Genomic DNA, 26503 nt, shown 5'->3' with positions numbered 1-26503 from the left:
AAAGGACAGATTGCACAGATAATTAATGTGATTTTTTACCTACCCCTTCAACTGCAGTAACTGCTCTTTGTTTTACTGTTCTTATTTCAAAACCTCTTATTCCTATATCGAAATGTTCAATATCTGTCGATTGCTATTCTTGAGTGATAGTAAGCATCTAAAAGTATACGCTCGCCCACCACTGTCAATATGAGTGCTATGAGTCTTGGAGAAATACTATGATGGAAGGCATGGGTTGGGGTTGGATGGCTCTCTGCTTGTTGTTTGCGCTACTATTTTTCGCAGTACTAGTACTAACAATCATGGCACTGCTCAAGTATTTGCGTGATAAAAACTAAATTCCAATTGAAAAGTATAGAAATTATTTTTTAGAGGTTTTTAGATTAATGATTAGATGAATAGCAATCGAGGATTGATGATAGTGCTTTAAGAGTTGTACTTATTATAAATATTTATTGTCTTCAAGGAGTGGTTTTATGAAACATATTGCCGATGAAAAATCTATCAAAGGTGGTCAGTACGATAAAGTACCAGAAAATTATAGTGGTACGGTTTATATCTGCCCGATGCATCCTGAGGTTAGAGATACTGAAAAGAGCGATTGTCCGATATGCGGCATGTTTCTTAAACCTGAAGACGAGGTTGCTGAATCCAACAACCATGAAGATAGTCATGCGCATTGTCATGGAGCGGATGCTAATAATAGTAATGAGGTAAATTCTGTCGAAGACGATAAGTACGACAAGATACCGGAAAATTATAGCGGTACGGTCTATATTTGTCCTATGCATCCAGAAGTAAGAGATGTTGAAAAAAGTGACTGCCCAATATGTGGCATGTTTCTTAAACCTGAAGACGAAGTTGCTAAAGATGATAGTCACGCTAGCTGTCATGGAAAGGATACTGATAGTAGCGGAGTAAAATCTGTTAAAGGCGGTAAATACGATAAAGTACCTGCTGATTACGATGGCACGGTATATACCTGTCCTATGCATCCTGAAGTGAGAGACGTTAGAAATAGCGGTTGTCCGATATGTGGTATGGCGCTTGAGCCCGAAACGCTTACTATCGGTGAAGAGGACACCTCAGAGCTTGACGACATGACTCGTCGTTTTTGGATATGTACCGTGTTGACTGTACCGCTATTAATATATGTGATGAGCGGTATGTTTGACTTAAACGTAGTTAATTTTAGTCAGTATGGTATCTCCTCAAAGATCTTACAATGGGCTGAGTTAGTGCTCGCGACCCCTGTAGTGCTTTGGGGCGCCGCCCCGTTTTTCGTCCGTGGCTGGCAGTCTATAAAAAGCCGCAATCTAAATATGTTTACCTTGATTGCGATAGGCGTAGGCGCTGCTTATATTTTTAGTATTGTCGCGACCTTTTTTCCCGATATTTTCCCAGACAGTTTCAGAGATGCCTCTGGTCAAGTCGGAGTCTACTATGAAGCGGCAGCGGTCATTGTGACCTTGGTGCTACTGGGTCAAGTATTAGAGCTCAAAGCTAGAAGTCAAACTTCAGGTGCGATTAGAGCTTTGCTTGAGCTCGCACCACCAACCGCAAGACGTGTCGATGAAAACGGTGAAGAAGTCGAAGTCTCGCTTGATGAGGTCGTCACTGGCGATAAGCTACGGGTTAAACCAGGTGAGAAACTACCCGTAGATGGTACAGTGATCGATGGTAATAGTAATGTTGATGAATCAATGGTGACGGGTGAGCCAATCCCTGTATCAAAAGTAGCAGGAGATACAGTGACTGGTGGTACGGTAAATGGCACCGGAACGCTATTAGTCGAAGCGGTCAATGTTGGAGCAGATTCAGTATTATCTAAAATTGTACAAATGGTTGCTGAAGCCCAGCGTAGCCGCGCACCTATACAGAAATTGGTAGATAAGGTAGCTGGGTGGTTCGTACCGATCGTGCTTATTTGCTCCGTCATTACCTTTATTGTCTGGGCGATATTCGGCCCTGAGCCCGCTATGGCCTATGCCTTGGTTAACGCGATTGCGGTACTGATTATTGCTTGTCCTTGTGCCCTTGGTCTAGCGACGCCGATGTCCATTATGGTTGGTACCGGCAAAGGCGCGCAAAACGGCGTCCTCATCAAAAATGCTGAAGCGTTAGAGAGTATGGAAAAAGTCGATACCATTGTCGTCGACAAGACCGGAACACTGACCGCTGGTAAGCCCGAGCTTACCGCAATTGATGCGCAGGTAGGTCAAGATGAAGACGAGTTCCTCGCATTGGTAGCCTCAGTAGAAAGCGCTAGCGAGCATCCTTTAGCAGAAGCTATCGTTAGAGCAGCTCAAGAAAGATCACTCATTATTCCTAAAGCTACTGACTTTAATTCGACTACTGGCGAAGGCGTACAAGCCGTGGTCGATGGTAAGAAAGTCGCTATTGGTAACTCTAAGCTTATGGAAAGCCTAAATAGTTTTGATAATGAGCTGTCCACTAAAGCTGATGTCCGTAGAAAAGACGGTGAAACGGTAATGTTTGTGGCTATAGACGGTAAAGCTGCTGGTATTATTTCAGTTGCTGACCCTATTAAACCAAGCACTAAAGAGGCTATTTCACTGCTTCATGACGCAGGTTTAAAAGTTGTGATGCTAACCGGTGACAACGAAAAAACCGCGCAGGCAGTCGCCAATAAACTAGGTATTGATGAAGTTCATGCGGATGTCTCACCAGAGGATAAAAACCGTATCGTCAAAGAAATGCAAGACAGCGGTAAATTGGTCGCTATGGCGGGTGATGGTATCAACGACGCACCAGCGCTAGCGCAAGCTAATGTTGGTATCGCTATGGGAACCGGTACCGATGTGGCGATGGAGAGTGCGGGCATTACCCTGCTAAAAGGTGATTTAATGGGCATTGCCAAAGCTTATAAGCTTAGCCACGCCACCATGCGCAATATCAGACAGAATCTGTTTTTTGCCTTTATCTACAATGCACTTGGTGTTCCTATTGCCGCAGGTGTGCTCTATCCCACATTTGGGCTTCTGCTCAGTCCGATGATAGCAGCGGCAGCGATGAGCTTGTCGTCATTCTCGGTGATTGCTAACGCGCTGCGATTGCGCCGTTTGAAACTATAATTCTGGTACGGTAAAAAGTGTTCTAAAGCACACTGACACATACTGGTCTAAACAAGATCACAAAATATAAGGATACCGTTATGGGCAGCTTTTCTATTACACATTGGCTGATTTTATTGGTCGTAGTGGTGGTCGTATTTGGTACTGCCAAGCTTAAAAATGCAGGTAAAGATTTAGGCGGTGCGGTGAAGGGTTTTAAAGAAGCGGTCAAAGATGAAGAACCCGAGAATGCTCGCAAAAATCATGTGCTTAGCCATGAAAATAGTACGCCAGCTGCAAGTAATGATTTAAATACGCGTGTAGGTAATCAGGCTGATGATATGGAAATCAGCCCTATTTCCACTGATGACCAGCCTAAAGTATGAAGCGCGCCGCTTATAAATAGCGGCACTAAGTAGTCTATTAATATATGTGACTGTTATGTTTGATATTGGGTTTTCCGAATTACTCTTGTTTGGCGTCATTGCTTTAATCGTATTGGGCCCAGAAAAACTGCCGCAAGCCGCACGTACCGCTGGGCAATGGTATGCCAAACTGCGCCGTACAGTATCCACTCTACAATCTGAAATAGAAGCTGAGCTTGATCTAGCTGAAACACGTCAACAAATGCAAAATGAACTTGCGAAAATCCGTCAGACCGAGTCGGATATGAAGCGCGAATTAGCAGAAATGCGTGGCAGTATGCAAAAGTTTGAGCAGTCACAGAACCAAAGCCTAGACGCTTCACATCAGTCAATCACCCCTTATGATAAAGACCATCAACAGAATACTACCTCCTCGTTCATTAAACAGGAGGCGGATCAGTGAGCCTATTTAAACGGCAAAAAAGTCGACAAGAAAAAATAACAGATATAGAGTTTGAGGCGCCAACAGATACAACACAGAATAGTGAGTCTGGAGATACGTTAGGTACGCTTGGCGATATGCCTATTACCGGACATTTAATCGAGCTGCGTACGCACTTAATAAGAATATGCGTGGTCGTCTTAATTATATTCTTAGTATTGGTGGGATTTTCACGCGAGCTTTATAATCTTTTATCAGACCCATTAGTGGCGCAGTTACCCATCAATTCGACCATGATTGCCACTGATATAACGTCAAACTTTATGGCACCCATTCGCTTAACGATATTCGTCGCCGCATTTTTAGCAATGCCTTATATCCTGTATCAAATTTGGTCATTTGTAGCTTCCGGCTTATATAAAAAAGAGAAGAAAATTGCCATTCCTGTACTGCTATCTTCGATATTTCTATTTTATGCTGGTGTTGCTTTTTCCTACTTTGTCGTACTCAAAGGGGTATTGAAATTTTTTATTATGTTCGCTCCGCAGAACGTTATACCAATGACCGATATTGACAGTTATCTGAGCTTTGCCCTCAAGCTATTTATGGTGTTTGGACTGACTTTTGAGATTCCAGTGGTTACCTTATTGCTGATAATGGCCGGAATCGTTTCTACTCAAATTTTAGAAGATAAGCGTCGTTATATCATAGTCGGCTGTTTTGGGATCGCCGCGGTAGTGACACCGCCTGATGGTGTATCAATGCTGTTGTTGGCGATTCCTATGTGGCTATTATTTGAGCTGGGTTTACTCTTAGCAAAGATATTAATTAAAAATGAACGAAATAATGATTTAGTCTCAGGGAATGAAACATTAGAAAGTAGCTAGCACTACTTAAATACGCCAAGAACCTTTTTTACTTTTTACTTTTTACTAGAGTATGTCAGCGTGAGTACTCTACTTAGCGACGGACTCTAAATGGAACACCCAACTAATAACAACGAAAAAAATGACGGTCTTGCAAATCGACTTAACCAAGAGTGCTACTGCATTACCCTTGATCGTAAAGCGCTTAATACAAGCCTTCAAGATCAATTGGTAGAAACTAGAAACAATCCAATAGGAGCGAACGAGCTTAATAAGCTTTTTTCAGCAACACCCGTGTTCGTTCCCAAAACAGAGATAGAGGCGATGGAGCGAATCGTCAGGGCTATCGAGTCAGCTGCCGAACTGCCATTGTATCAAGAGCAAGTGCTGTCGTGGGCACCAGAAATAGCTGCTTTCGACCCAGGCCCAATAGGGGCCCTCATGGGTTATGACTTTCACTTGGGTAGCGATGGACCTCAGCTCATCGAGGTCAATACTAATGCCGGTGGCGCATTTCTGAATGTGTTGCTCGCTCGCGCACAAAAACGCTGTTGCAACCCCTCAGAGCAAAGCGCTGCAACCAATCAAATGCTAGATAGGTTCGAGGAAGCAGTGTTTGACATGTTCAAACAGGAATGGCAGCGACAGTCCGCTGTTGCTATGCCCAATCGGATAGCCATTGTGGACAATGACCCCGAGAGTCAGTTCATGTTCTTAGAGTTTGAGTTAGCCTGTCAACTGCTCCAAGCTAGAGGTATTGATACTGTGATACTTGATCCCTCTGAACTCGAGTATATCGACGGTACGTTAACAGCCCATGGCCAGAAAATCGATATGATTTACAATCGGCTTGTCGACTTTGCATTTGAGGACCCTGACCATGTATTGCTTAAGCAGGCTTATTTAGAGGGTGCTGTGGTAGTGACACCCAATCCCCGCGTACATGCTATGTTGGCCAATAAGCAAAACCTGACATTGCTATCAGACTCCCAAATATTGCGCTCTTGGGGTCTGGATGAGGCTGCAGTGGAGTGCCTCGAAAGGTCTGTACCGAGGACTAAGATTGTATCAAGAGACGATGCAGCAGAGTTGTGGCTTACTCGGCGGCAACTGTTTTTTAAGCCAGTTGCTGGTCATGGAAGCAAAGGCGTTTATCGCGGTAGCAAACTGACTCGACGCGTCTTCGAAAACATTCTGGATGAAGATTATATCGCACAGACCTTTGTCCCTGCAGGAGAGAGATCACTCAAAATTGATGACATCGTAACAACAAGAAAGGTAGATATACGTCTTTATACGTATGGCGGAAAACTGTTACTACCTGCTGCGCGTGTGTATCAAGGTCAGGTGACTAACTTCCGTACGCCAGGCGGTGGATTCGCGCCTGTCTTTCAGGTGTGATCGTCTAGGTCTTATTTAGATGGCATTAGGCTGTTATAAGTCCGGTTAACTAATTCAATATTCTTCTTACCTAACCCCAGTTCGGGATAAGCCACATTGTAACTCATTGATACTATTTACAATGTAGCCACCTGCCCTTGCTGAGGCATGTTTTTGATGGTGGGTTTATAGGGAAACCAGCGATAAGCAATCAAACCTGACAGCAAGTTTGTAATAAAACCCGTGACACTACGATGGCGTGAATGCTCAATCTGACACAAGTTTTTCAGCTCCCCAAACACCGTCTCAACCAAAGAGCGATGATTGAGTAGCGCCTCATCTATCGGCTTGAGTACTTGCGGTTTCATATTACGCCGAAGTTTCGTTATCAGCCTAGTATCACTGTGTTTTGTGAGCCACTCGTTCAGTGCTTTACTGATATAGCCTCTATCCCCAAACACCTTGCCAAACACAGGCGTTGCCATATCCTTAACAGGCACTCTGTCATCCGTATTACCCGCAGTGACTTTAACAGATACAAGCTCGCCCTTGTGATTGATAATGGCGTGCAGCTTAAAGCCGTAAAACCAGCCCATGCTGCTTTTGCCTCGGGTTGCAAGTCCCTTAAAGACTTTATGACGGTAGATACGTTTGTTATGACAAACTGCTATCTTGGTTGAATCAATATAGCTGATACCTGTACAGTCGCCCATCATGCTTTGCAAGTAGGCACACAGTGGCATGATACTGCGCGGCATAAGCTTTATAAATCGTGAGTAGCTCGGCAGGTTTGGAAACTCCTGTTTCATCATGCCATGCATATGGTGGTAGTAAAAAGACTTAAACTGTCGATACCGCCGTTGATGAAACAGTACCAAGATGGTCATAATCTCTGCTACACTTATCTGGCATGCTCTTAACCTTTGGTGTCCCGTTGCGATTAAGTGAGCGTCAAACTCAGGTTTGAATTGCTAATAAAAGTCGTCAATATGGCAGTATAGTTCGGTTAGGTTGTCCATGTAAGAAGTCCTTGTTGTGAAGTTTGTCTTGGTAAACTTACTTTAGCAACTTTGGACTTCTTTTTTTATCTTTTTTTTGAGCGCTTATCCCGAACTGGGGTTATCATAACTAAAGAAGCGAAGTAATACTCAAATACTCAAATACTCAAATACTCAAATACTCAAATACTCAAAATCATTTTGACTATCTGTATCAAGGCTTGTCAAATTACAATGGTCTGTTATCAGCAGTTCCTTTTATACAGTCTGTTTTAAGTAGTTTATTAGCGTAAATAGGGTCAAGAAAAATATTGATTACGTTTTAGGCTATGGTATTTCAGCCGAATCTCTTATAGCCGAATCATCATCGCAACGATGATATTTATACCAGATTGATTATCAAAGTAGGCTTCCCTGCGTATAGCAGGGTTTCCCCTACCTATTCAAATCATCTGTCTCATCTTTAAAGGTTTCTACAACGACAGCAAAAATGTCATCCCAAACTGCCTCATTTGCCAAAAACGGATAATCCTTAAGTAGCTTATTACTTTTAGCACCTTTATTTTGTAGCATGCTGCGAATGATTCTATCGGCATAGCTGTTGGGCATCTCAATAATCTCTTTTATCGCCAGTCGTGCATGGTCATGTTGTCTTAGGTACTGTGACTCGTTATGCATCTCTTTTTCAATAACATGCGCAATCAGTCCTGATAAGTACTGAACATGAGGCGTCAGGTCCATAAAGCGCCATGCCGGTTGAATAAGGTGACTGTCTTCAAAATTTAAGTTTGAGCGAATACCATCAGGGTAAGTAATCGCTTGTTTATCAAAGCTGTAATGATCACGGATTTGCTTCATAAGGGGCACAGAGACACGGTCTAAGATTTTATCATAGGCATGACGGTCTGAGGGATGCTCAGCAATGGCTTGTGATATAGGTAGGATAATCGGCTCATGAATGACTTGGTCTCGTCTAAGGACATCATTAATTAAAAAGCGATGTACGCGGCCATTGCCATCCGCTAATGGATGAATATACACAAAGGCAAAGGAGACAACAGCACTACGCATCAGTGCTGATTGTCCCTCAGTCTTCTCCATAAATACCTGTAATCCTGCTAGCTTATTAGCAATGTCATCAGCAGGTGGCGCGATATAATGCACAATTTCTTTAAAGCCATTCACCTGGGTATGCGACACAAAAACTGGAGATTGACGGACGCCATACTGCTGGATGACCGTTTTGCTACCAAGTATCTCTTGTTGCAACTCTGCTAGCGACTCAGGATCAAGCGGAATATCGCCCTTGCCGGTACGCCGTGCCATCACATCGGCGAAACGTTCAATACGTTTTAACTCTTTCCCTTCACCTTCTATAGTAAAACTGGCTTTACTCTCTCGTAATGTCATCCATACGGAGGCACGCATCAGTAAGTCTTGCCCAAATTCATCGTTCAGCTTGTCAACCATTGTGGCAATATCGAGTGCAGCGGCTTGCGTAAACAACTCTGTTTTCACCAATTGAGGACAGAAATGACGGGTTCCTGCAAGATTGTCATTGATACGCCAACGAGCATTCTTTATGACATGCGCAGGGCTTGAAGTAACCTGCTTCTTAGCATCTAGAGCATCCACATAGTTACCGCCTAAATTACTCGGTACTGCTAACTGCTGACCCATGAGCCATTCATACAAGAAAGCCATTCTACGGGCATAGCTGCCTGTGGGCTCAGCGTTTACCCATGCTTGTACGTCATTAGCCCCTATCTGCTCAAACAGACGAGCCAGTAACTCCAAATTCAGTACTTCATGACGCATGTGAAACTGTAAGTGCGCAATGATCGTGTCCAGTGGACGCGCGGTTTCCTGATAAGCATTATGGATGACATCACCGTCTTTATAGGTTTGCCTGCGCCCACCGATACTACTGCTGACATATAAAGGCGAAACCAGCTCGATGCTGGCATAACGGATAAGCCATGCTGCGCCAATAGGGTCTGAAGTAGGGGTATTCATCATGAGGGGCTCAAGCGATTATAGATAAGCCATTTTGCAGAAAAGCGATTATGAATGCAATATAATGATTATAATGAAGCCTCATTGCATTAAATCGATTTTTATATGACGCTGTGATGTCTTTAGATAAAGATCGAAGGGCGTTTTAAGTGGGCATAATTGAACGAAATTGAATGATGAAAATACACCGTTCTTAACACAGCTACGTAGTAATAGAGTACCTATTTCTGCAAATAAAGCCTTCTTGCCTCGCGTGTAAAGCCTTATATATCAGCTGTTTATGAACAAAAATAAAATAAAATACCTCAGCTATGAGCCTGGCTTTAACACCCGGTAAACAGTAGCTACGCCAACACCAACTGCCTTAGCGATTTCCTCTTTTGTCATATTGCCTTGACTGTCTAATTCTCTAATACGATTGTGTTTCGTTGTATTAGGCTTCTTACCGGAGGGCTTATAGCCACTGTTAGCCAATCCCTGCTTGATACGCTCTCTACGCTTGTCGTTATCAAGCTTTGCCATCGTTGCTAATAAGTCGATCAGCATATGGTTAATCACTGTTAGGATCTCACCTGTCATGCCATTATTAACTGTATGCGTCGTTGGTAGATCAGCCACCACCAATCGCAAGCCTTTGTCTTTGATACGCTGCTTTAGAATTGCAAAATCATCTTGAGATAATCGGCTTAATCTATCCACGCTTTCAACCAGTAGAATATCGCCTTGCTCAGCGTCCTTTAGCAGCTTGGCTAATAATGGTCTATCGAGCTTTGTACCACTGAAATGCTCGACGTACTCAACATGGTTATCATCATAACTTGTACTGAAAGCCACCAAATCAGCCAATGCTCTGGTAGCGTCTTGATCCTTAGTGCTGGCTCTCACATAAATACGAACAGTCATAACCCACCTCTATTATTTAGACTTAATAATTAGTGCTCATTGATAATAACAAGATATTACTATCATTTAATAATATAAAAAAGTCTAATGATAGATAGATTATCATTTAAAGGTTTTATGTTTTGGGTATAGGCTAATGATAGGAAAAAAGCACAGCAGCCAGTCTTATAATTCAAAAGTCTGTTATAGATGGTTCCATGCTAACAGTCTGCTTTAAGTAGTCTGTTAATAGGTTTGAAAGGTAAAATAACTGGTTTCCTTGGGGTATACCCTACGATAACAGGAAATCCATCGCGGATGACAAAACCTGTTTAGCTTTTAAACAAGACGGGTTTGTCGATAGTATGTAAGATAAGTTGGAAAAGTAACTAGAGTGTAAGACTATTCATACTGGGTCTGAATCAAAGTTTTATTGTGATTAATTTCTGCTCAATATTATTCATTTGTCGCCATGATGAGTGATGGCGGCTTGTAATTTAGTTAGGAAAAATAATCTTGAGTAATAATATACGTTTGTATCATTTGTATCATTTGTAGCAGAGCTTGTTCTAGGCTTCTTTACTTACACTTTTCTGTAAGTTATTTTTTAGTAAATGATCGAATATAAATGGGCCAAAAGGTAAGAGTGAGCCGAGTACGCCCGCAGGTATTGCCCAAAGAGGCATTTTCATTTTGATAGCTGAGCCTATAAGTATTATGATATAGGTAATAAACAAAATACCGTGTGCCATACCGATGTATTTCACACCTTCTGGAATATCCAGCATATATTTTAGTGGCATGGCGATGAAGAGCAATAATAAGAAAGAGGTGCCTTCTAGGTAGCCTATAAGGGTAAGACTTTTTAACGCGGTCTCTTGTTTTTTTCTAAGGCTGTGAATTTTTTCAATAGTTGGCTGAGCCTGTGACACTATATTTTCCTTTTGTTATTATCAATAAAGAATTTATGGATTATTCAATGTCTCTATAATAATGGCTCTACGCAGAGCTTTTAAGTATTGGGTTTTAAGACCTAAAATGAGTGAGTACCTATACCAGTCATACATTACCTTCCAGTTCACATTTTATAAACATACTCAAGTATAAAAAGTATTTTTCCGTATAGAGTGACTACGACGCTAGTTCATTTTGTTTGTGATAATCGGCATCAATGTGCTTATTTATTACGCTTACTTTCTAAAAATATCATGTCAATTATAATCAATGCGACACCGACACAGACACCTATATCTGCAACATTGAAAATAGGATAATTCCAGACATCAGCATAATGCACATGGATAAAGTCAACCACTTTACCAATTCTTAAACGATCGATTAAGTTGCCAATCGCACCACCGAGCATTAAGGCTAACCCCATGGACAATAGCTTGGCTGCACGTGGCGCTTTGATTAAATAAACCGTTAAAAAGATAGCCATTACAAAAGCTAAGCCTGAGAAAAACCATTTCTGCCAACCGCCAGCGTCGGCTAAAAAGCTAAATGCTGCCCCATAGTTATAAGCGAGTGTCCAGTTGAGAAATGGTTCAATGACCGGTACGGGGTCATTGAACGCTAATTTGGTTTGGGCCAACCACTTAGTCCATTGATCAAGTATTAATACCATTATCGCCAACAAATACCAGATAAAAGCGCGACTGCCATTGGCAACCATTTTTGGCATTTTATTCAACTTACCTTTAGGTGTTATCGAGTTGCCTGAGGTTACGTACATAGCTTTAGGCGTATGATTCATGGTTTTAGAGTCAATTGATTGATGAGTACTACTCACAGCTATAGGTACTTTATTGTCAGCAATATTAGTACTAGCCGATTCAACGCTATTCAATTTAGTACTATCTAATCTGTCGGTAGATTCAGTCATAGTTGTTTTCTTTATCTGTGTTTATACAATGAACAATGTTAAACGTATATGTTTTTAGTATACGACTATTAATAGCGCCACTTTTAAAAACGGCTCCACTTACCGCTCTGGTATTATGAAACTTACGGTAATAATTTTTTATTAGGGAATCTGTTGATTGATTTCAATATTAACCTGAGTCTGTTCAGCACTAATCACTATCGGATTACCCGATAAGTCGCCTGACTCTGCTATGGCATTACCGCTATGACTAATACGAGCAACGACTGCTAACTGAGTTTTGTCACTACGAGCTGAATTTAACGTGCGATCTGGCATCATCGCATCAAGATTGCTTAAGCGGATACTGGCCTCACCTTGCTCAATAACACTAATGGGTAAACGTTTGGCGGCAAACGGTGGACCTCCTTTAACGTCACGTATCGCAACAAACAACACATCATCAGCTTTCACTAACGGTAATAAATTAGCGTTAATTTTCACTGTCACGTCAATACCTTCTAGCGCTTGCTTTTCTTGCGTGCTAACGTAGTTGCTTAACTCATCTAAGCTTGCTAAAGCTTTAGTATGATCACCTGGTTTGGCCACAATGCTGCCTTGTAAGCGTTTAATCCAACCTTGCGCTTGGGCAAAGTTACTACTACGAGTCTCACCCATTGCCATGAGCATTTGAGCCCGTTCATGCTGCGGATTCTTAGCTAATATAGCTTGTAATACACGGCGAATATTGGCGTCTAACTGACCTTCATTAACGAAAAAGCTAGTCTGAGCATAAGTGGTGGCGATTTCTTCATTTTCAGGAGCTAAACGATAGGCACGAGATAAGGCTTCCAGCGCAGAATCAGTTGCCTCCATAGATAAGAAAAGCTCGGATAGGCGCATCCAGCGATTAGGATCATCAGCATTACGATGAACATTGGTTTGCATGGCGCTAATCAGTTGACGACCATCTTCAAACGCCCATGATGGCGGCTTGTCAATTTTAGCTGTCAATAGGTCGTCAGCCACTTGTCCTACTTTGTCCTCAGCTGTCCACAAATCAAACACGGGCGTACGATTGCCTATTAGTAAATACGCCATTGCAGCCAATATTGGGATCCAAGCTGCGACAATTAAACGGCTTTTGACATCAGGGGTGACCATAGGTGTTATCTGACGCTGCGCATCTAATAGCTGACGCTCAAGCTCCAGCTTTTGATTTTGATAATGGCTATTATTAATAGTACCGCTGTCTTTATCTGTTTGTAGCTCAGCTAAACGTTCGCGAAATACTGCAACATTAATATCTAGCAGTTGATTGTCTATTGGTTTGGACTGCAAACGCGGTGCTCGTAGCCATGGCATAATAGCAATCAGCGCAAATATAAGAGCAATCAGCAAGCTTAGAGTTACAAATAAGCCAAAAGTAGAAAATAGAGTCATTTTTTGTCCTCTAGGCTAGTAATGTCGTGGTCGACACTCTCAGCTTGCGATAATAGACGATCAAGCTCAGCCTTTTCCGTAGAGGTCAAGGCAGCAGTACTGTTCACTGTGACGCCGCTTTGACCACGGGCAACAACTTGGCGACGCTTACTTTGCCAAAACCAACCAATAATTAAGACGAGCAATAATAGTGGTGGAAAAAACCATAGGATCCATGTTGATGGTCGCATAGGCGGCTTGTAGCTAATAAAGTCACCGTAGCGCTCTTGCATATAGACGCGTATTTCAGCATCACTACGTCTATCTTTAATTAAATCATAGACTTTTTGCTTTAGATCCTGTGCAATCGGTGCATCAGAGGCTGCAAGGTTTTGATTTTGGCATTTTGGGCAGCGAAACTCTTCTATTAATCCACGATACTGAGCTTCTTGCTGTGGTGAGTCAAAATCGTATACGTCAATAGCTGCGTTTGCCGTCATGTTAAGCAGACACGCTAGTATTAAGCTTGCTAGTTTTAAAACTATATTGGGTTTTAGTTGAGGAGCTCTTATTCGAATAACGTTCATTTGCACATCTCCTCAACCTGAATGAGATCAGGACTATCGTTGTTCTTATTAGCCTCATTAAGTACGGTCAGGCACGGCTTAACACGCTGTTGCCAATTGGCTTCATTAACCTCACCAACAATATGCTGACGAATGATGCCATCTCCATCCACAACAAAGGTTTCGGGCGCACCAGTTATGCCTAAGTCTAGAGCAAACTGACCCAATGAATCCTGAATAGACATAGAAAATGGATCACCGCCTCGGTTTAAGTAACTGAGCGCATTACCAATCTCATCCTTATAATTCACACCAACGATATCAACGCCGCGCTCTTCTAGTTGCATTAAAAACGGATGCTCAATAACGCAAGTTGGGCACCATGAGCCCCAAACATTAAGTAAAAACGGCTTATCCGGCAAATTATCATTGGTGATAGTACGGGTAGTATCTGCTAATAACGGCAGCTCAAAGGTAGGAACCGGACGCTCAAGAGCGGTATTGGTCACAATGTCTGTTGGTTTACCTAAGCGCATGTACAATATAACTACCAAACCAAAAAAGAGGATAAGCGGAATTAAGAACCATAGCTTCGTCTGCTTTTTTTTCATTGTCTTTGGGTTACGCTGCTTACTGTTTTGGCTATCTTTTTGCTCAGGAGTATTATTCGACATAGTCATTTATTTCTCCTTTAGTGTCGACATCGTCGATGCTGAGATTGCCTGTTCAATAGCTACCTCATTGACTCCATCAGTAGCCAGATCACCAGTAACTAGCAATGGAGCTTTAACTTTTTTGATGCGGTATCGTTTATCAAGCATGCTAATTAATCCACCTAGAGCCATGATAATTGCCCCTAACCAAATCCAGCGAATTAATGGTTTTACATAAATCCTTAATGCCCATTGGTTACTACCATCGGCAATAGGTTCGCCCAGTGCGACATAAACATCGCGCATAAGATTGGGGTCAATAGCGGCCTCAGTTGTTGGCATAGTGCTGATAATATACGTACGTTTTTCAGGATATAGCGTTGCCACTTCTTGGCCATTCTTAGTCACTACAACCTCAGCTTGCGTTGCATCAAAGTTACTCCCCTTTATTTCAAAAAATTCAGTTACTTCAAAATCGTAACCTTGAACATTGACTGTATCGCCAATACCCATTGCTACGTCACGCTCAATACTCAAGCTACTAGTAAAGGCTATGCCAATGACAGCAACCAATACGCCAATATGAGCAGTCTGTTGACCCCAATAGCTCAGACGCAACTGCCGCAAACCGTTAAAAAGATTAGGCGCATTCTTAGTTTTATCTTTAAAATCAACTGCCATCCATAGCAGTACCCAAAAGCTAACGGCTAAAGTCACACCAATATTAAGCATAGACGATGGATTAACAAAGTAAGTAATAATGGCGGCTAATACTAAGCTACTAACGGCGATGACCATGCCTATACCCAGTAGTGGACGGGTGTCTTTTTTCCAGCGAATATTTGAGCCCATACCCATAGCTATTAATAACAGCCACGTTAAAGGTACAAATAATGCATTAAAATAAGGAGGGCCGACGGACACTTGTCCTAAACCAAAGGCATCAGCGATAATAGGATAGAGGGTGCCGAGCAACACCACTAAGGTTGCAATCAAAATGATGGCGTTGTTGATCACTAAAAAGGACTCACGTGAAATCAGCTGATATTGACTTTCAACGGTTAAACGCCAACCGCGAACGGCAAACATCAATAGACCACTACCGATGATAATGCCAAGAATAGCTAAGATAACCAAACCACGCGTCGGATCAGCGGCAAACGAATGCACTGAGGTAAGGACTCCAGAGCGTACCAGGAACGTGCCAAGCAAGCTTAAGGCAAAGGCGAAAATAGCCAGCATGATGGTCCATGCTTTAAACACCCCGCGCTTTTCAGTGACTGCTAATGAATGCAGCAATGCTAAGCCGACAAGCCAAGGCATAAACGAGGCGTTCTCTACCGGATCCCAAAACCACCAACCGCCCCAGCCAAGCTCGTAGTAGGCCCACCACGAGCCCAGTGCAATACCAATGGTCAAAAATCCCCAAGCCGCGAGCGCCCATGGACGTGACCAGCGTGTCCAAGCAGCATCTAAACGCCCTTCCCACAATGCCGCCATACAAAATGCAAAAGGCACTACCATACCCACATAGCCCATATATAACATGGGCGGATGAATAATCAGACCGAAATCTTGTAGGACGGGATTTAAATCAGCGCCATCGACCGCTAGATTGGGTAAGGTACGCTCAAACGGTGACGAGGTAAATATCAGCATTGTTAGCATCATTAACTGTACACCGGCCAAAATAACTAGTACCCGCGCACGCATTGATAACGGCAAGCCGCGACTAAAGTATGATACCAGTGCACACCATGTGGCCATGATGGTCATCCATAGCAGCAAAGAGCCCTCGTGTCCGCCCCATGTCGCCGATAACTTATAGTACCAAGGCAACAGCGTATTGGAATGCTGCGCGACGTAACTGAGGCTAAAATCATTATAATAAAAACCTGCTATCAAAGCGCCAAATGACGTTATCATGGCGGCAAACTGTGCCCAAGCTAAGCTAGGGGCTAGTCGTTGCCAAGCAACTTGGTTACGAATAACACCAATAGTTGGCAGAATTACCTGCAATAACGCCAATACAAAAGCGGTAAGCAAGGCAAAATAGCCCAATTCTGTAATCAACATACGGTCTAACCTTATTTACTCTAATGCGGTTGCAGTTTACTGTAGCGGTGGAATTTTTATTATTAGAACCCACCCCCGAAATCTGCTGCTATCTCTAGTTTTTAATTGATTTCGAAGGGTTTTATTTAACTACTTTAGGCGCAGTTACCATTGGAGGCGCTCCTTTAAAGCGCAGTAAACGTAACGCATTGAGAGTAACGAGCACTGTTGCTCCAGCATCAGCTAGAACCGCAATCCATAGTCCAGTAATGCCGAATACGGTCGTGATCAGAAAGACGCCTTTGAGACCTAAAGCGAAAATGACGTTCTGATGAATGTTGCGCATGGTGGCACGCGAAAGTGCAATCAGATGAGCCATGTCTGTAACCCGACTTTTCAATAATGCGATATCGGCCGTCTCAATGGCCACATCGGTACCACCACCCATCGCGATGCCAACATCAGCGGTTGCTAGTGCTGGCGCATCGTTAATACCATCACCCACCATCGCTATTTTGCTGTTATTCTTCATCTCGTTAAGCAAGCGCAGTTTGTCCTCAGGCAACAGCTCAGCTTCCCATTCCACGTCTAAATTACTGGCAAGTGCTTGAGCGGTTAAGCGGTTGTCGCCTGTTAGCATGACGGAGCGCACACCCATCGCTTTAAGTTGAGCCACACCTTCATGAGCGTCGTCTCGTAACTCGTCTCTTAGTGCGACCAATCCAAGCACTTCTCGACTTTGCTCATCGAAAAGAACTGAGACGGTCTTGCCCTCATTTTGCAGCGCCTCGATTTGTGCCTGTTGCTCGGCTGAAATTGATGCCTCATCTGCGGCATAAACAGGCGAACCGATAGCTAGCGCGCGCCCAGCGATAGTTGCGTGTACCGCTTTACCCGCAGTAGCAGAAGCTTTAGAAGCCACAGGTATGACAACTTTGGCGGCTTTGGCATGACTGACAATGGCTTCAGCAAGCGGGTGACTAGAACCTGTCTCCACACTGGCAAAGAGCGCCAATACCTTATCTTTACCTTGAGAACCCTGATCCTGAGAATCCTGACCTTGAACACTTGAATACTCTTGTGTAATGTCAACAACATCGGTCACGCGTGGTTTGCCTTCAGTTAAAGTGCCTGTCTTGTCAAAAGCGACTGTCTTCACTTGGCCGATGGTTTCTAAAGCACTACCGCCCTTGATCAGCAAGCCGCGGCGCGCACCGACCGCTAGACCAGAGGCGATAGCAGCTGGTGTTGAGAGCACAAGAGCACAAGGACAAGCGATCAATAATAAGGCTAGACCTCGATATAACCAAGTTGACCAATCTCCGCCCATGGTTAACGGTGGGACGATGATAATTAGGGCGGCAATAGCCATCACAGCCGGTGTATAGTAACGACTGAATTTCTCAATAAAACGGGCAGTGGGTGCTTTGGAAGCTTGCGCTTGCTCTACCAAATCAATAATGCGCGAAATAGTGTTATCGGCGGCTGTCTTTTCTACGCGCACTTGGAGCACACCATCGATGTTAATTGACCCTGCAAATACATTGTCACCCATCGTCTTGGCAACAGGAACAGACTCTCCCGTCACGGGCGAATCATCAAGGCTGGACGCACCTTGAACAATGGAACCATCAGCAGATACCCTATCTCCAGGACGCACCAGCACAAGGTCATTCACTTGTAGTGAAGTCGCTGGAACGTTACGCTGCCCACCTTGAGCATCAAGTAAAATCGCACTTTTCGGAACCAGCGATGATAAGGCTCTGATGCCAGCGCGAGCGCGATCAGCAGCGATACTCTCAAACAGTTCACCGATTGAGAACAAAAAGACAACCGCTGCGGCCTCTTCAGCTTCACCAATGATAAGTGCGCCAAGCACGGCGACGGACATCAGCGTTTCAATTGAAAAGAATGAACCTGTTTTAGCCAGTGCTAAGGCTTTGCGTGCAAATGGAAAAACGCCTACAATCACAGCGATGGCAAACACCCATATCCCATAAGCGGGGAACAGTAGTGACAGTGCATAAGCGCTGCCCATCAAAATACCGAGACCAACAACCTGTTTGCCTTTTTGAGTTTGCCACCACCGCTTATCCTGCGGAGCCATCTGATTGTCGCTGTCAATATCAATAGCCGATACAGTTTGTTGACCAGTATTGGCAGATATACCGAACCCTAGGCTTTTGATGGTTTTTTCGATATCACTAGCCTGAGTCGGCGCACCAGGGGCTAAATTTAGCTCTAGCGTTTCTGTAGCGAAATTCAGCTGAACATCAGAAACCCCAGGCATACGTTTCAAAGCTGTTTCAATCTTGCCGATGCAACTGGCACAGTCCATACCTTCAATATGATATTTCATAATAATTTACCCTTTGAATAATGATATTATGAACCCTCTAGTGGCTTTAGAGTCAAGGTTATTCATCTACAGTTTCGTAATTTTAATTTCTCTAGCGCCAGTCTTTACAGCCACTTTAATCATTTAAATCATAGAGGTTGTTATGACAATCAAAATTGGTGAGCTCGCTAAACGCACAGGTGCCACAGTGGAAACCATTCGCTATTACGAAAAGGAGCACTTATTACCTGAGCCTTCTCGCAGCGCAGGGAATTATCGTTTATATAATGAAGAGCACATTGAACGTCTACAATTTATCCTACACTGCCGTACGCTTGACATGGCTTTAGACGAAGTAAGAATCTTACTTGAATACTGGGAGGAACCTGATAAAGACTGTGGTGATGTGAACTCATTACTAGATAAGCAAATTTATGCTGTAGAAATACGAATGGAAGAATTGATGCACTTAAAGCAGCACTTGACTGTTTTGCGTCAGAAATGTGCAAGTAGTGCACCAGCAGTATCATGTGGCATCTTAAACGCGCTGGTCGATAATTCCTGTCATGAGTAATGATATCAGTAGTGTTCATTTCTAACTGATCAAATCATGAAAGGTTAAATACACCCTGATGTTAAGCACAAAAAAACCCAGCAATGATATTAAGATCACTACTGGGGTTGGAGGAAATAATAACTATGTTGTGCTGACTTATCAGGTCTTATTTATCATTCATAGCAAGGTAGATATTTCGATCTGATGCGGATGCGTCATCCACGTATTTTGAATCACGCCATGTGGTATAAGCATAGACACCACTGTATGGGCTGATGCTGTTCTGACGGAAATCAGAAATCCAGTTTTCGCCATCAAAGATTTGGATATGGCCATGTGGACGCTTTGATGAGCGATCATAGACAATAACATCACCTACTTGGGTTGGCATATCATTACTGATTTTGCTAAAACCTGCTTTATCAAGCGTGCCACGAGTGGCGTACTGATAGGCTGAAGGATTGGGGGTGAACTCATAACCTGCTGATTGTAGTGCTTTACGTACGTAACGGGCACAGTATCCAGAGCTACCAGATAGAGCCACTCGTGAAGCACGAGCAGCAGCGATAGCGGGGGCTGAATTGCTATCAGGAACTGTATTGACTTGCTGCTGTTGTTTTTCAGCGTATAAGCGGCTGTTTAATGATGAAAGCCGACTCTCTTTTTGCTTAGCCTGCGCACTTAGGTTGCTAATAGCTTGACTGATTTCGTCATTACTAGAAACATAAGCACCACTGCTAGTGCTATAGATGTTTTTTGATGAACCGTAGTTTGATGCCACAGAAGTATTGGTGATGGTATTATTTGTTTGAGAGATTGTGATAGCAGCACCACTCGTTTGTGCTATGCCCATACCCAGTACTGACAAAATCAATAAAGCCTGTTTCATAAATCTAATACCTACGGTTAATTCAAAATGGTCTGTTATCAACAACAGCGCAGTCAATTAAATTTCAACAACTCAAGTATATATACGTCATAGTGACTGATACTTCTGCTGCATATTATTCATATAAAAAATGATTATTGGCGATCACAGCACATCATTGAAGTCTTACGAAGCTGTTGCAAATCAAGCTGCTGGCCAAAACACAAAGCCGACTTTAGCATAGGCTGTTTAGCCTGTCATCACCCTTAAAAACCCCAAAAATACTTTTTTGATGTTGAAAAAATTGCTAATATTCCACATTTTACAATGTAAGTTTGTGTAACATATACAGAATATAGCTGACTAAATTGACAACAATTTCTACTGTTTTATAAGCAAAAAAACGTCTGAGGGTTAAATCTAAATTATAGATTTAACCCTCAGACGTTTTTTTATTGGATGAAGTAATTACCCTATATAGGGTCTAACTAATTATTAAGATAATATAATAATTTATAATATTAATATAGATATAGATGTTAATTCCCTACTGGCTTATGTAATATTACGTAATTGTTTCGATACATCCTGTATATTCTTGTATTAACCCTTAATTATTTATCTATTTTAAGGGTTAATAACCGATAAATCCGCTTACATTGTCATCAAAAGTTACAAATTCAAAGTTATTTTTGCTTTTAAAGTCGCAATAGCTAATGATTTTTTTGATGAAGAATCATTTTATAAGCAATAGAACAGTCTTATACCTGCCTCATTTACTTTTAACGCTAACACTATAATCAAAGTATTCTTAACTGCTAACACACTATAATTGCTGCTCTACCGATTCAATATCAGCATAAACTTGGGTCGTCCCGTCTTTATTGAGCTGCATAACCTGATAGGGCATGAATTTATTTTGATACTCCATACCTGGGCTACCAACAGGCATGCCAGGTACGGCAAGACCCATAGCTTGTACTGGCGGATTTTCTAAGAACTGCGCCATATACTTAGCAGGTACATGACCTTCAAAGACGTAATCATCAGTAGTGACTACAGTATGGCAAGAACGCATCTCAGTTGGAACGCTGTAGCGCTCTTTAAATACGGCTAAGTCCGCAACATCTTGCGCGGTTGCACTTAGACCATTATCTTCTGCATGACTTATCCATTCTTTACAGCAGCCGCAATTGGCATCTTTATAGACCGTAGCTGAGACGTTTTTTAGTAGGTCTGGTTTACTTACTGACCTTGTCATCATGTGAGCACTTTTAGCGTTTGGTTCATCTTCCTTTAAAGTGATAGCTGTTGCATTTTCGGTTGTTACTGATGTTGTGTTTGCATCAGATACGCCACTACTCGGTTGGCTACAAGCAAATAGTGATGAGGCGGCAAGTAACACCAGCGTACCACGCAACCCCTTAGACAGATGACGATTGAATATAAGACTGGATTTTATTTTTAAGGGGGTCATAGTGCTCTCTCATGTACTGTAGATATTGTGAGCTATAGAAGGTCAAGTAACACTTCATATCGTTTGGTAATGTAGCATAATAACCCATCAAACGGGGTACGTAAATTTATACATTGAGCAGTGCGGACTGGTATCATAAGCAGTTTTTATTTTGAAATGCTGCCTGTAGTATTAACGGGTCTATCTGAGTTTTGGATTTTGATTAAAAATTCAAGGCTCATAATTTTGGATAATTTGCGATGCACCTGTCTACTATTAGTCTACAAAAGCGTTTGAGTACTCACTTAAATCAATTACCGCTATGGCTTACGCTAGTAGCAGCATGGCTTGCAGGGGCTATTTTTTTATTTGCATTATCGCCTTATGGGTTCTGGCCGCTAGCAATAGTGTCACCAGCGATTTTATATGCGCTGTTGGTGCCAAATATGAGTGGTCGTCGCGCTTTTATTATCGGTGAAGCTTACGGTATGGGGCTATGGTGCGTCGGCGGCTTTTGGCTCTATACTGCTATCCATGATTATAGCGATACACCAACGTGGCTCGCATTGATTATGATTGGATTGATGGGTCTCGGTATGGGACTGTTTCATGGATTTTTAGCACTAGCCTTTAACCGTATGGTAGGCAAACAACCCTTTTCATTTGCTGCTCTTTGGGTGCTACAAGAATGGTTAAAAACTTGGTTATTCACAGGCTTTCCGTGGCTGTTTGTTGGTTATGCATTTACTGAAGAGTATTGGTTATCGTCCTTAGCACCCGTTGCTGGTGTTTTTGCCGTCTCTTTTGTTGCCATACTATTGGCTGCAAGTTTAGTAGAGCTACTGCTTCGGCGCAGTAGTTATGCCATCGTTTCTGTACTGTTATTAGCCATTAGCACATCATTATGGCTGGTCAATCCGCAATGGACAAAACCTAAGGGCACACCTGATCTGTCAGTGTCATTGATTCAAGGTAATATTTCACAAGATATAAAGTGGCTGACTAAGTATCAAGTAGAAACGCTAAAGATTTATGCGAAGTTAACACGCACTGAGTGGGGACGTGATGTTGTGGTGTGGCCTGAATCATCTATTCCTATGTTTCAGGATGAGGCTGCGGGCTTTATTAGTGAAATGATAGAAATGGCTAATGCGACCAATACGACATGGATAACTGGTATCCCTTATAAGGATAAAGCGGCATTCAATGCCAGTACGGATAAGTATCCCCCATTTTACAATAGCGTGATTGCTCGAGGTGTAGAAGCGGAAGGCCTATACAAGAAGCAGCGTCTGGTGCCTTTTGGAGAGTATATTCCATTTGAAGGCGTGCTCGATATTTTCCCAAGTTTGGCCGGTAGTCAGGATATTAAGAGCTATAGTCGTGGTAGTGATCAGCAGTCACCTCTAAAGGTGCGTGGACACAATATAGGGACGGCTATCTGTTATGAGGTAGCTTATCCAGATACCACGCGTAAAAATGCCATCGATACTGACTTTTTGTTGACGGTCTCTAACGATGCCTGGTTTGGCACTTCAGCAGGACCATTGCAACATTTGCAAATGGTACAAATGCGCGCGCTTGAGAACGGGCGCTGGTTTATTCGAGCGACCAATACTGGTGTTACCGCTATCATTAACCATAAAGGTCGTATTGTAGAACGCGCACCGCAGTTTGAGCGTACTGTACTACGTGGTGAGATACAGGCACGGGTTGGTAACACTCCCTTTATGCTTATGGGAAATTATCCTATCTTGATAATAATAACTCTGTTATTACTACTAAGCTATTTTGGCAAAGGTCTAACCACACTTAGAGGACGAGGGTAATAGTAAACTTAATTATAATAATTTAATCAGCGTAAGTTTTTTATTTTTTCTAGGTAACGTCCTAACGCACGTAAATATAAAAGTTTTAAACTATTGATCACATAAGAACTGATTGAAAAAATTATGTCGACATAAAGCACGCGCCTCATACTTAAAAAGAGATAGCTATATACGGTCTATCATCTTTTAGTTGATACTTTCATTTAATGCACGCGATTTTTGATTGTCATCTGCCTTAATACCAAATTCAATAGTTGCATGTTGTATATTCTGATGCGCCAAATCTTCCTTAATATTTTCTTTCATAATAAGAGTCTCTTCTAATGTCACATCGCTCTTCGGTACGATATGAACTGTCAGAGCATTCTCAGTGGTACTCAAGGCCCAGATGTGCAGATGATGAAAGTTTTGAATAAATTTATAGCTCTCTAAGATAGCAGTGATTTTACTGAGATCAACATTTTGAGGTACTCCGTCAATAGCAAGCTTGATACTCTCTTTTAGTAGACCCCAAGTCGATAACAGTATCACGACTGAAATAATCAAGCTAACTAGAGGATCAACGATATTCCAACTTGTATAGTAAATAATAATGCCCGAGATAACGACACCTACAGAGACCAATGCATCTACCATTAGATGCAAGAAAGCACCTTTAACATTAATATCGTCTTTTTGACCTTTGTAGAATGCAAAAGCAGAAACAGTATTTATAAATACACCTATTAGAGCTGTAATAATAATAACTTTTCCTGCAACTTCCGGTATGGTATCAAATCGACCCAAGGCCTCATACGCAATACCTATAACGATTGTAACTAACAATATGGCGTTAATAAGAGAAGCCATTATAGAAGCTTTTTTGTAGCCATAGGTATAAAGCGTAGTAGATGCTTTCTGTGCTAATTTCATTCCAATTAACGAGATTATTAAACTGGCAACATCACTTAAGTTGTGGCTAGCGTCTGCGATTAAAGCTAATGAATTAGTTGAGTAGCCCACTATGAACTCGATGAGCGTAAATGCAGAATTTAGACCAATTCCAATATAGAAAGCCTTATTCATATTTTTAGGGTTTGGAGCTTGGTGACTGTGGTTATCTGAATTACTCATAATTTACCCTTGTTTAGGTTGCTGCATTTTATTAAAGGTAGAAAATAATTTTATTGCATATCTTCTATATTGCACAGTCAATATTGCTCTAATACCGTAGACACACTTATTGTTATCAATAAACTGAGCCACAACTGGATTGTATGTCCTATCTCTCCTTGGGCGAAAAAAGCGGCTTTTACTGTAATCTAACTGGCTTACGTAAGCTTCTTATTTTCACGTTCAAGCTCTTTAGTATGTGTAGCTTAGTCTTGAATGTTGGTTAGTATGGTTTCATTAGTGCGCTTTTTATGACATGACCACAATGTTCCAAAAGTAGATTCTATTTTCAGTACTATAACTTGAATGGTTGACCACATAGAGGTGTAATCGTTTAATGCTTCAATCAGCATGCGAACGGCGCGTTTTTTAATCTCAGGAGTGTAGGTTTGTCTTTTCATTGTCGTATTCTCTCAGAAAGTTGAGTCTCCGACAATCTCGGGGCGGTTCAGAATAATGATGGGGCTAGAAGCCCCTTATATTTTGTGTAACTTAAATCGTTATTGAGTACGCTTTGATTAAGGGCAATATACCTTAGCACTGCTAACCGTTTTTGGTTCTATTATATGGTACTGATATAGGAAACAGTGCTTGTTTTGCCATGGGCATTTTTTTTGCAGCTTGCTTCTACGTCTGGCTTAAGAAAACAAGCATCTGATGATACTAGAAAGGTACACAGCGTTCGATGATATATATAGTTTTTTGAGTTTTTTATACATATCCTTTTTTTAGGTATAAAAAATCCGATTTTTTATATCTATCGTTCAACCAACTTTTCATCAATCATTTCAGTCAACAGCTCAGTAACCGTTTTTCGGCTTTCAAGCGCGTACCGTTTGAGCGCAATGTGTTTATCTTCATCTAGATTAAAATTCACGCGTACCGTCTTTTTGGGACTGTCCGTCACATCCGATAGAGCTAACTGATCCTTAACGTTCTTACTAGGGCGACCTGCTGATAAACTCATGACCTACTCCTCACCAAAAAATATTTGAATCTCACTGACCAATGCGGTTATCTCTTGTATCGCATTGCTATTAGGCGATTCGGTATCAAATACTGTCTTACCAAGGGCAGCACTATTAGGATAAGCAACTCGCTGCATCACTCTGGTCTCTAATACCGGAAGATTATAATCAAGCAGCGCGGTTGCCACCTCTTTACCAATATTGGTATTTTGAATGGCGCGTGATACGACAAAGGCCGCCTTTAGTTGGCCATCCATCATCTCAATACGTTGCTGTACTAAATCAACCAAATCACTGGTTGCCCAGATATCATAAGGACTCGGCTGCACCGGAATCAATATAAAATCAGCCGCCTTTATAGCAGAAATAGCCAGACTAGTAGCTTGCGGCGATCCATCGATCACCACGTAATCTTTATCAGAAACGCTTTTTAAATCTTTATCAAGTGTTGGTCTATCAAGCCCGATCACTGGTACCGGATTGTCTTCATCAACCGCTCTCCAGTCACGCGCACTGCCCTGCTGGTCGCTATCCACCAACAAAACACTATGACCTTTTAGTTGTAAGCCACGAGCCAAATGCGTTGCGATGGTAGTCTTACCGCTACCACCCTTTTGATTTAATACCGCGATTACCTTCATAAATACAGATCCCTGTAGTATGTATTGAGTATATAAGTATATAAGTATATAAGTATATAAGTATATAAGTATATAAGTATATAAGTATATAAGTATATAAGTATATAAGTAT

Annotated in this window: 21 protein-coding genes and 1 pseudogene; 7 read left to right on the top strand and 15 right to left on the bottom strand. The window is 42.1% G+C overall.

Going from position 1 to position 26503, the window contains the following annotated elements:
• Nucleotides 1-476: 476 nt before the first annotated feature.
• The 5 genes from Q0895_RS13015 to Q0895_RS12995 all read left to right on the top strand — a co-directional run bounded on the left by Q0895_RS13015 (nucleotide 477) and on the right by Q0895_RS12995 (nucleotide 6148).
• Nucleotides 477-3095, top strand: a complete 2619-nt coding sequence (locus Q0895_RS13015) for a copper-translocating P-type ATPase (RefSeq protein ID WP_087945736.1) — start codon at nucleotides 477-479, stop codon at nucleotides 3093-3095.
• An 80-nt stretch (nucleotides 3096-3175) separates the two neighbouring features.
• Nucleotides 3176-3460, top strand: coding sequence for a Sec-independent protein translocase subunit TatA (tatA, locus tag Q0895_RS13010; protein WP_011959992.1), 285 nt, complete (start codon nucleotides 3176-3178; stop codon nucleotides 3458-3460).
• Between the two features lie 55 nt (nucleotides 3461-3515).
• On the top strand, nucleotides 3516-3902 hold the full coding sequence (gene tatB / locus Q0895_RS13005) for a Sec-independent protein translocase protein TatB (protein WP_036599454.1): 387 nt from the start codon (nucleotides 3516-3518) through the stop codon (nucleotides 3900-3902).
• Nucleotides 3899-4768: a twin-arginine translocase subunit TatC gene (gene tatC, locus Q0895_RS13000; protein WP_011959994.1), complete on the top strand. Its 870-nt coding sequence runs from the start codon at nucleotides 3899-3901 to the stop codon at nucleotides 4766-4768. Before tatB ends, tatC begins: the two co-directional genes overlap by 4 nt.
• Nucleotides 4769-4858: 90 nt before the next feature.
• Nucleotides 4859-6148: a hypothetical protein gene (locus tag Q0895_RS12995; protein WP_036599449.1), complete on the top strand. Its 1290-nt coding sequence runs from the start codon at nucleotides 4859-4861 to the stop codon at nucleotides 6146-6148.
• Nucleotides 6149-6264: 116 nt separating this feature from the next.
• On the opposite strand, the pseudogene Q0895_RS12990 reads toward Q0895_RS12995, so the two are convergent.
• From Q0895_RS12990 to Q0895_RS12945, 10 genes and pseudogenes are all read right to left on the bottom strand, one after another.
• Nucleotides 6265-7146: pseudogene (locus Q0895_RS12990) on the bottom strand (IS982 family transposase).
• Between the two features lie 414 nt (nucleotides 7147-7560).
• Complete coding sequence (locus Q0895_RS12985; protein WP_087945737.1) at nucleotides 7561-9144, bottom strand: Fic family protein; 1584 nt, start codon at nucleotides 9142-9144, stop codon at nucleotides 7561-7563.
• A 306-nt stretch (nucleotides 9145-9450) separates the two neighbouring features.
• Nucleotides 9451-10044 carry a recombinase family protein gene (locus Q0895_RS12980; RefSeq protein WP_011959997.1) on the bottom strand — a complete coding sequence of 198 codons (594 nt, stop codon included), beginning with the start codon at nucleotides 10042-10044 and terminating at the stop codon, nucleotides 9451-9453.
• Nucleotides 10045-10592: 548 nt separating this feature from the next.
• Nucleotides 10593-10955 (bottom strand): DUF3817 domain-containing protein, encoded by a 363-nt coding sequence (locus tag Q0895_RS12975; RefSeq protein ID WP_087813587.1) that lies wholly within the window; start codon nucleotides 10953-10955, stop codon nucleotides 10593-10595.
• A 245-nt stretch (nucleotides 10956-11200) separates the two neighbouring features.
• A complete protein-coding gene (lspA, locus tag Q0895_RS12970) occupies nucleotides 11201-11908 on the bottom strand; it encodes a signal peptidase II (protein ID WP_045448075.1) in 708 nt (235 codons plus the stop codon).
• A 141-nt stretch (nucleotides 11909-12049) separates the two neighbouring features.
• Nucleotides 12050-13330, bottom strand: coding sequence for a c-type cytochrome biogenesis protein CcmI (ccmI, locus tag Q0895_RS12965; RefSeq protein WP_045448072.1), 1281 nt, complete (start codon nucleotides 13328-13330; stop codon nucleotides 12050-12052).
• The gene (locus Q0895_RS12960) at nucleotides 13327-13896 is read right to left on the bottom strand and encodes a cytochrome c-type biogenesis protein (RefSeq protein ID WP_045448069.1); all 570 of its coding nucleotides are present in this window, start codon (nucleotides 13894-13896) and stop codon (nucleotides 13327-13329) included. The genes ccmI and Q0895_RS12960 overlap by 4 nt, the downstream gene beginning before the upstream one ends.
• Nucleotides 13893-14549, bottom strand: coding sequence for a DsbE family thiol:disulfide interchange protein (locus Q0895_RS12955; protein ID WP_173240336.1), 657 nt, complete (start codon nucleotides 14547-14549; stop codon nucleotides 13893-13895). Before Q0895_RS12955 ends, Q0895_RS12960 begins: the two co-directional genes overlap by 4 nt.
• Nucleotides 14550-14555: 6 nt before the next feature.
• Nucleotides 14556-16604 carry a heme lyase CcmF/NrfE family subunit gene (locus Q0895_RS12950; RefSeq protein ID WP_058368779.1) on the bottom strand — a complete coding sequence of 683 codons (2049 nt, stop codon included), beginning with the start codon at nucleotides 16602-16604 and terminating at the stop codon, nucleotides 14556-14558.
• A 121-nt stretch (nucleotides 16605-16725) separates the two neighbouring features.
• Nucleotides 16726-18942, bottom strand: coding sequence for a heavy metal translocating P-type ATPase (locus Q0895_RS12945; RefSeq protein ID WP_198333361.1), 2217 nt, complete (start codon nucleotides 18940-18942; stop codon nucleotides 16726-16728).
• A 142-nt stretch (nucleotides 18943-19084) separates the two neighbouring features.
• On the opposite strand from Q0895_RS12945, the gene cadR reads away from it, so the two are divergent.
• Nucleotides 19085-19495, top strand: a complete 411-nt coding sequence (cadR, locus tag Q0895_RS12940; RefSeq protein ID WP_060492340.1) for a Cd(II)/Pb(II)-responsive transcriptional regulator — start codon at nucleotides 19085-19087, stop codon at nucleotides 19493-19495.
• A gap of 148 nt (nucleotides 19496-19643) precedes the next feature.
• Here the strand turns inward: cadR and Q0895_RS12935 are convergent, their stop codons facing one another.
• Nucleotides 19644-20366 (bottom strand): CHAP domain-containing protein, encoded by a 723-nt coding sequence (locus Q0895_RS12935; protein ID WP_011513678.1) that lies wholly within the window; start codon nucleotides 20364-20366, stop codon nucleotides 19644-19646.
• Nucleotides 20367-21171: 805 nt separating this feature from the next.
• On the bottom strand, nucleotides 21172-21822 hold the full coding sequence (locus Q0895_RS12930) for a DUF411 domain-containing protein (protein WP_011513677.1): 651 nt from the start codon (nucleotides 21820-21822) through the stop codon (nucleotides 21172-21174).
• A 239-nt stretch (nucleotides 21823-22061) separates the two neighbouring features.
• On the opposite strand from Q0895_RS12930, the gene lnt reads away from it, so the two are divergent.
• Complete coding sequence (lnt, locus tag Q0895_RS12925; protein WP_238035573.1) at nucleotides 22062-23630, top strand: apolipoprotein N-acyltransferase; 1569 nt, start codon at nucleotides 22062-22064, stop codon at nucleotides 23628-23630.
• Between the two features lie 186 nt (nucleotides 23631-23816).
• On the opposite strand, the gene Q0895_RS12920 is transcribed toward lnt, so the two are convergent.
• From Q0895_RS12920 to parA, 3 genes are all read right to left on the bottom strand, one after another.
• Nucleotides 23817-24743 (bottom strand): cation diffusion facilitator family transporter, encoded by a 927-nt coding sequence (locus Q0895_RS12920; protein WP_087813585.1) that lies wholly within the window; start codon nucleotides 24741-24743, stop codon nucleotides 23817-23819.
• 796 nt (nucleotides 24744-25539) lie between these two features.
• The gene (locus Q0895_RS12915) at nucleotides 25540-25749 is read right to left on the bottom strand and encodes a plasmid partition protein ParG (protein ID WP_045448060.1); all 210 of its coding nucleotides are present in this window, start codon (nucleotides 25747-25749) and stop codon (nucleotides 25540-25542) included.
• Nucleotides 25750-25752: 3 nt separating this feature from the next.
• Entirely contained in the window at nucleotides 25753-26391 is a 639-nt protein-coding gene (gene parA / locus Q0895_RS12910; RefSeq protein WP_198333365.1) for a ParA family partition ATPase, read from the bottom strand.
• Nucleotides 26392-26503 lie beyond the last annotated feature (112 nt).

The organism is uncultured Psychrobacter sp. (assembly GCF_947495825.1).
Classification (GTDB): Bacteria; Pseudomonadota; Gammaproteobacteria; order Pseudomonadales; family Moraxellaceae; genus Psychrobacter.
Note: the sequence above shows the minus strand (reverse complement) of the source record. Positions and strands in the feature narration are given on the sequence as shown.

Excerpts from the sequence above, each read along its gene's own strand:
- Q0895_RS13015 (WP_087945736.1), top strand. The coding sequence starts at position 477 with ATGAAACATATTGCCGATGAAAAATCTATCAAAGGTGGTCAGTACGAT.
- tatA (WP_011959992.1), top strand. The coding sequence starts at position 3,176 with ATGGGCAGCTTTTCTATTACACATTGGCTGATTTTATTGGTCGTAGTG.
- tatB (WP_036599454.1), top strand. The coding sequence starts at position 3,516 with ATGTTTGATATTGGGTTTTCCGAATTACTCTTGTTTGGCGTCATTGCT.
- Q0895_RS12995 (WP_036599449.1), top strand. The coding sequence starts at position 4,859 with ATGGAACACCCAACTAATAACAACGAAAAAAATGACGGTCTTGCAAAT.
- Q0895_RS12985 (WP_087945737.1), bottom strand. The coding sequence starts at position 9,144 with ATGATGAATACCCCTACTTCAGACCCTATTGGCGCAGCATGGCTTATC.
- Q0895_RS12980 (WP_011959997.1), bottom strand. The coding sequence starts at position 10,044 with ATGACTGTTCGTATTTATGTGAGAGCCAGCACTAAGGATCAAGACGCT.
- lspA (WP_045448075.1), bottom strand. The coding sequence starts at position 11,908 with ATGACTGAATCTACCGACAGATTAGATAGTACTAAATTGAATAGCGTT.
- ccmI (WP_045448072.1), bottom strand. The coding sequence starts at position 13,330 with ATGACTCTATTTTCTACTTTTGGCTTATTTGTAACTCTAAGCTTGCTG.
- Q0895_RS12960 (WP_045448069.1), bottom strand. The coding sequence starts at position 13,896 with ATGAACGTTATTCGAATAAGAGCTCCTCAACTAAAACCCAATATAGTT.
- Q0895_RS12955 (WP_173240336.1), bottom strand. The coding sequence starts at position 14,549 with ATGTCGAATAATACTCCTGAGCAAAAAGATAGCCAAAACAGTAAGCAG.
- Q0895_RS12950 (WP_058368779.1), bottom strand. The coding sequence starts at position 16,604 with ATGTTGATTACAGAATTGGGCTATTTTGCCTTGCTTACCGCTTTTGTA.
- Q0895_RS12945 (WP_198333361.1), bottom strand. The coding sequence starts at position 18,942 with ATGAAATATCATATTGAAGGTATGGACTGTGCCAGTTGCATCGGCAAG.
- cadR (WP_060492340.1), top strand. The coding sequence starts at position 19,085 with ATGACAATCAAAATTGGTGAGCTCGCTAAACGCACAGGTGCCACAGTG.
- Q0895_RS12935 (WP_011513678.1), bottom strand. The coding sequence starts at position 20,366 with ATGAAACAGGCTTTATTGATTTTGTCAGTACTGGGTATGGGCATAGCA.
- Q0895_RS12930 (WP_011513677.1), bottom strand. The coding sequence starts at position 21,822 with ATGACCCCCTTAAAAATAAAATCCAGTCTTATATTCAATCGTCATCTG.
- lnt (WP_238035573.1), top strand. The coding sequence starts at position 22,062 with ATGCACCTGTCTACTATTAGTCTACAAAAGCGTTTGAGTACTCACTTA.
- Q0895_RS12920 (WP_087813585.1), bottom strand. The coding sequence starts at position 24,743 with ATGAGTAATTCAGATAACCACAGTCACCAAGCTCCAAACCCTAAAAAT.
- Q0895_RS12915 (WP_045448060.1), bottom strand. The coding sequence starts at position 25,749 with ATGAGTTTATCAGCAGGTCGCCCTAGTAAGAACGTTAAGGATCAGTTA.
- parA (WP_198333365.1), bottom strand. The coding sequence starts at position 26,391 with ATGAAGGTAATCGCGGTATTAAATCAAAAGGGTGGTAGCGGTAAGACT.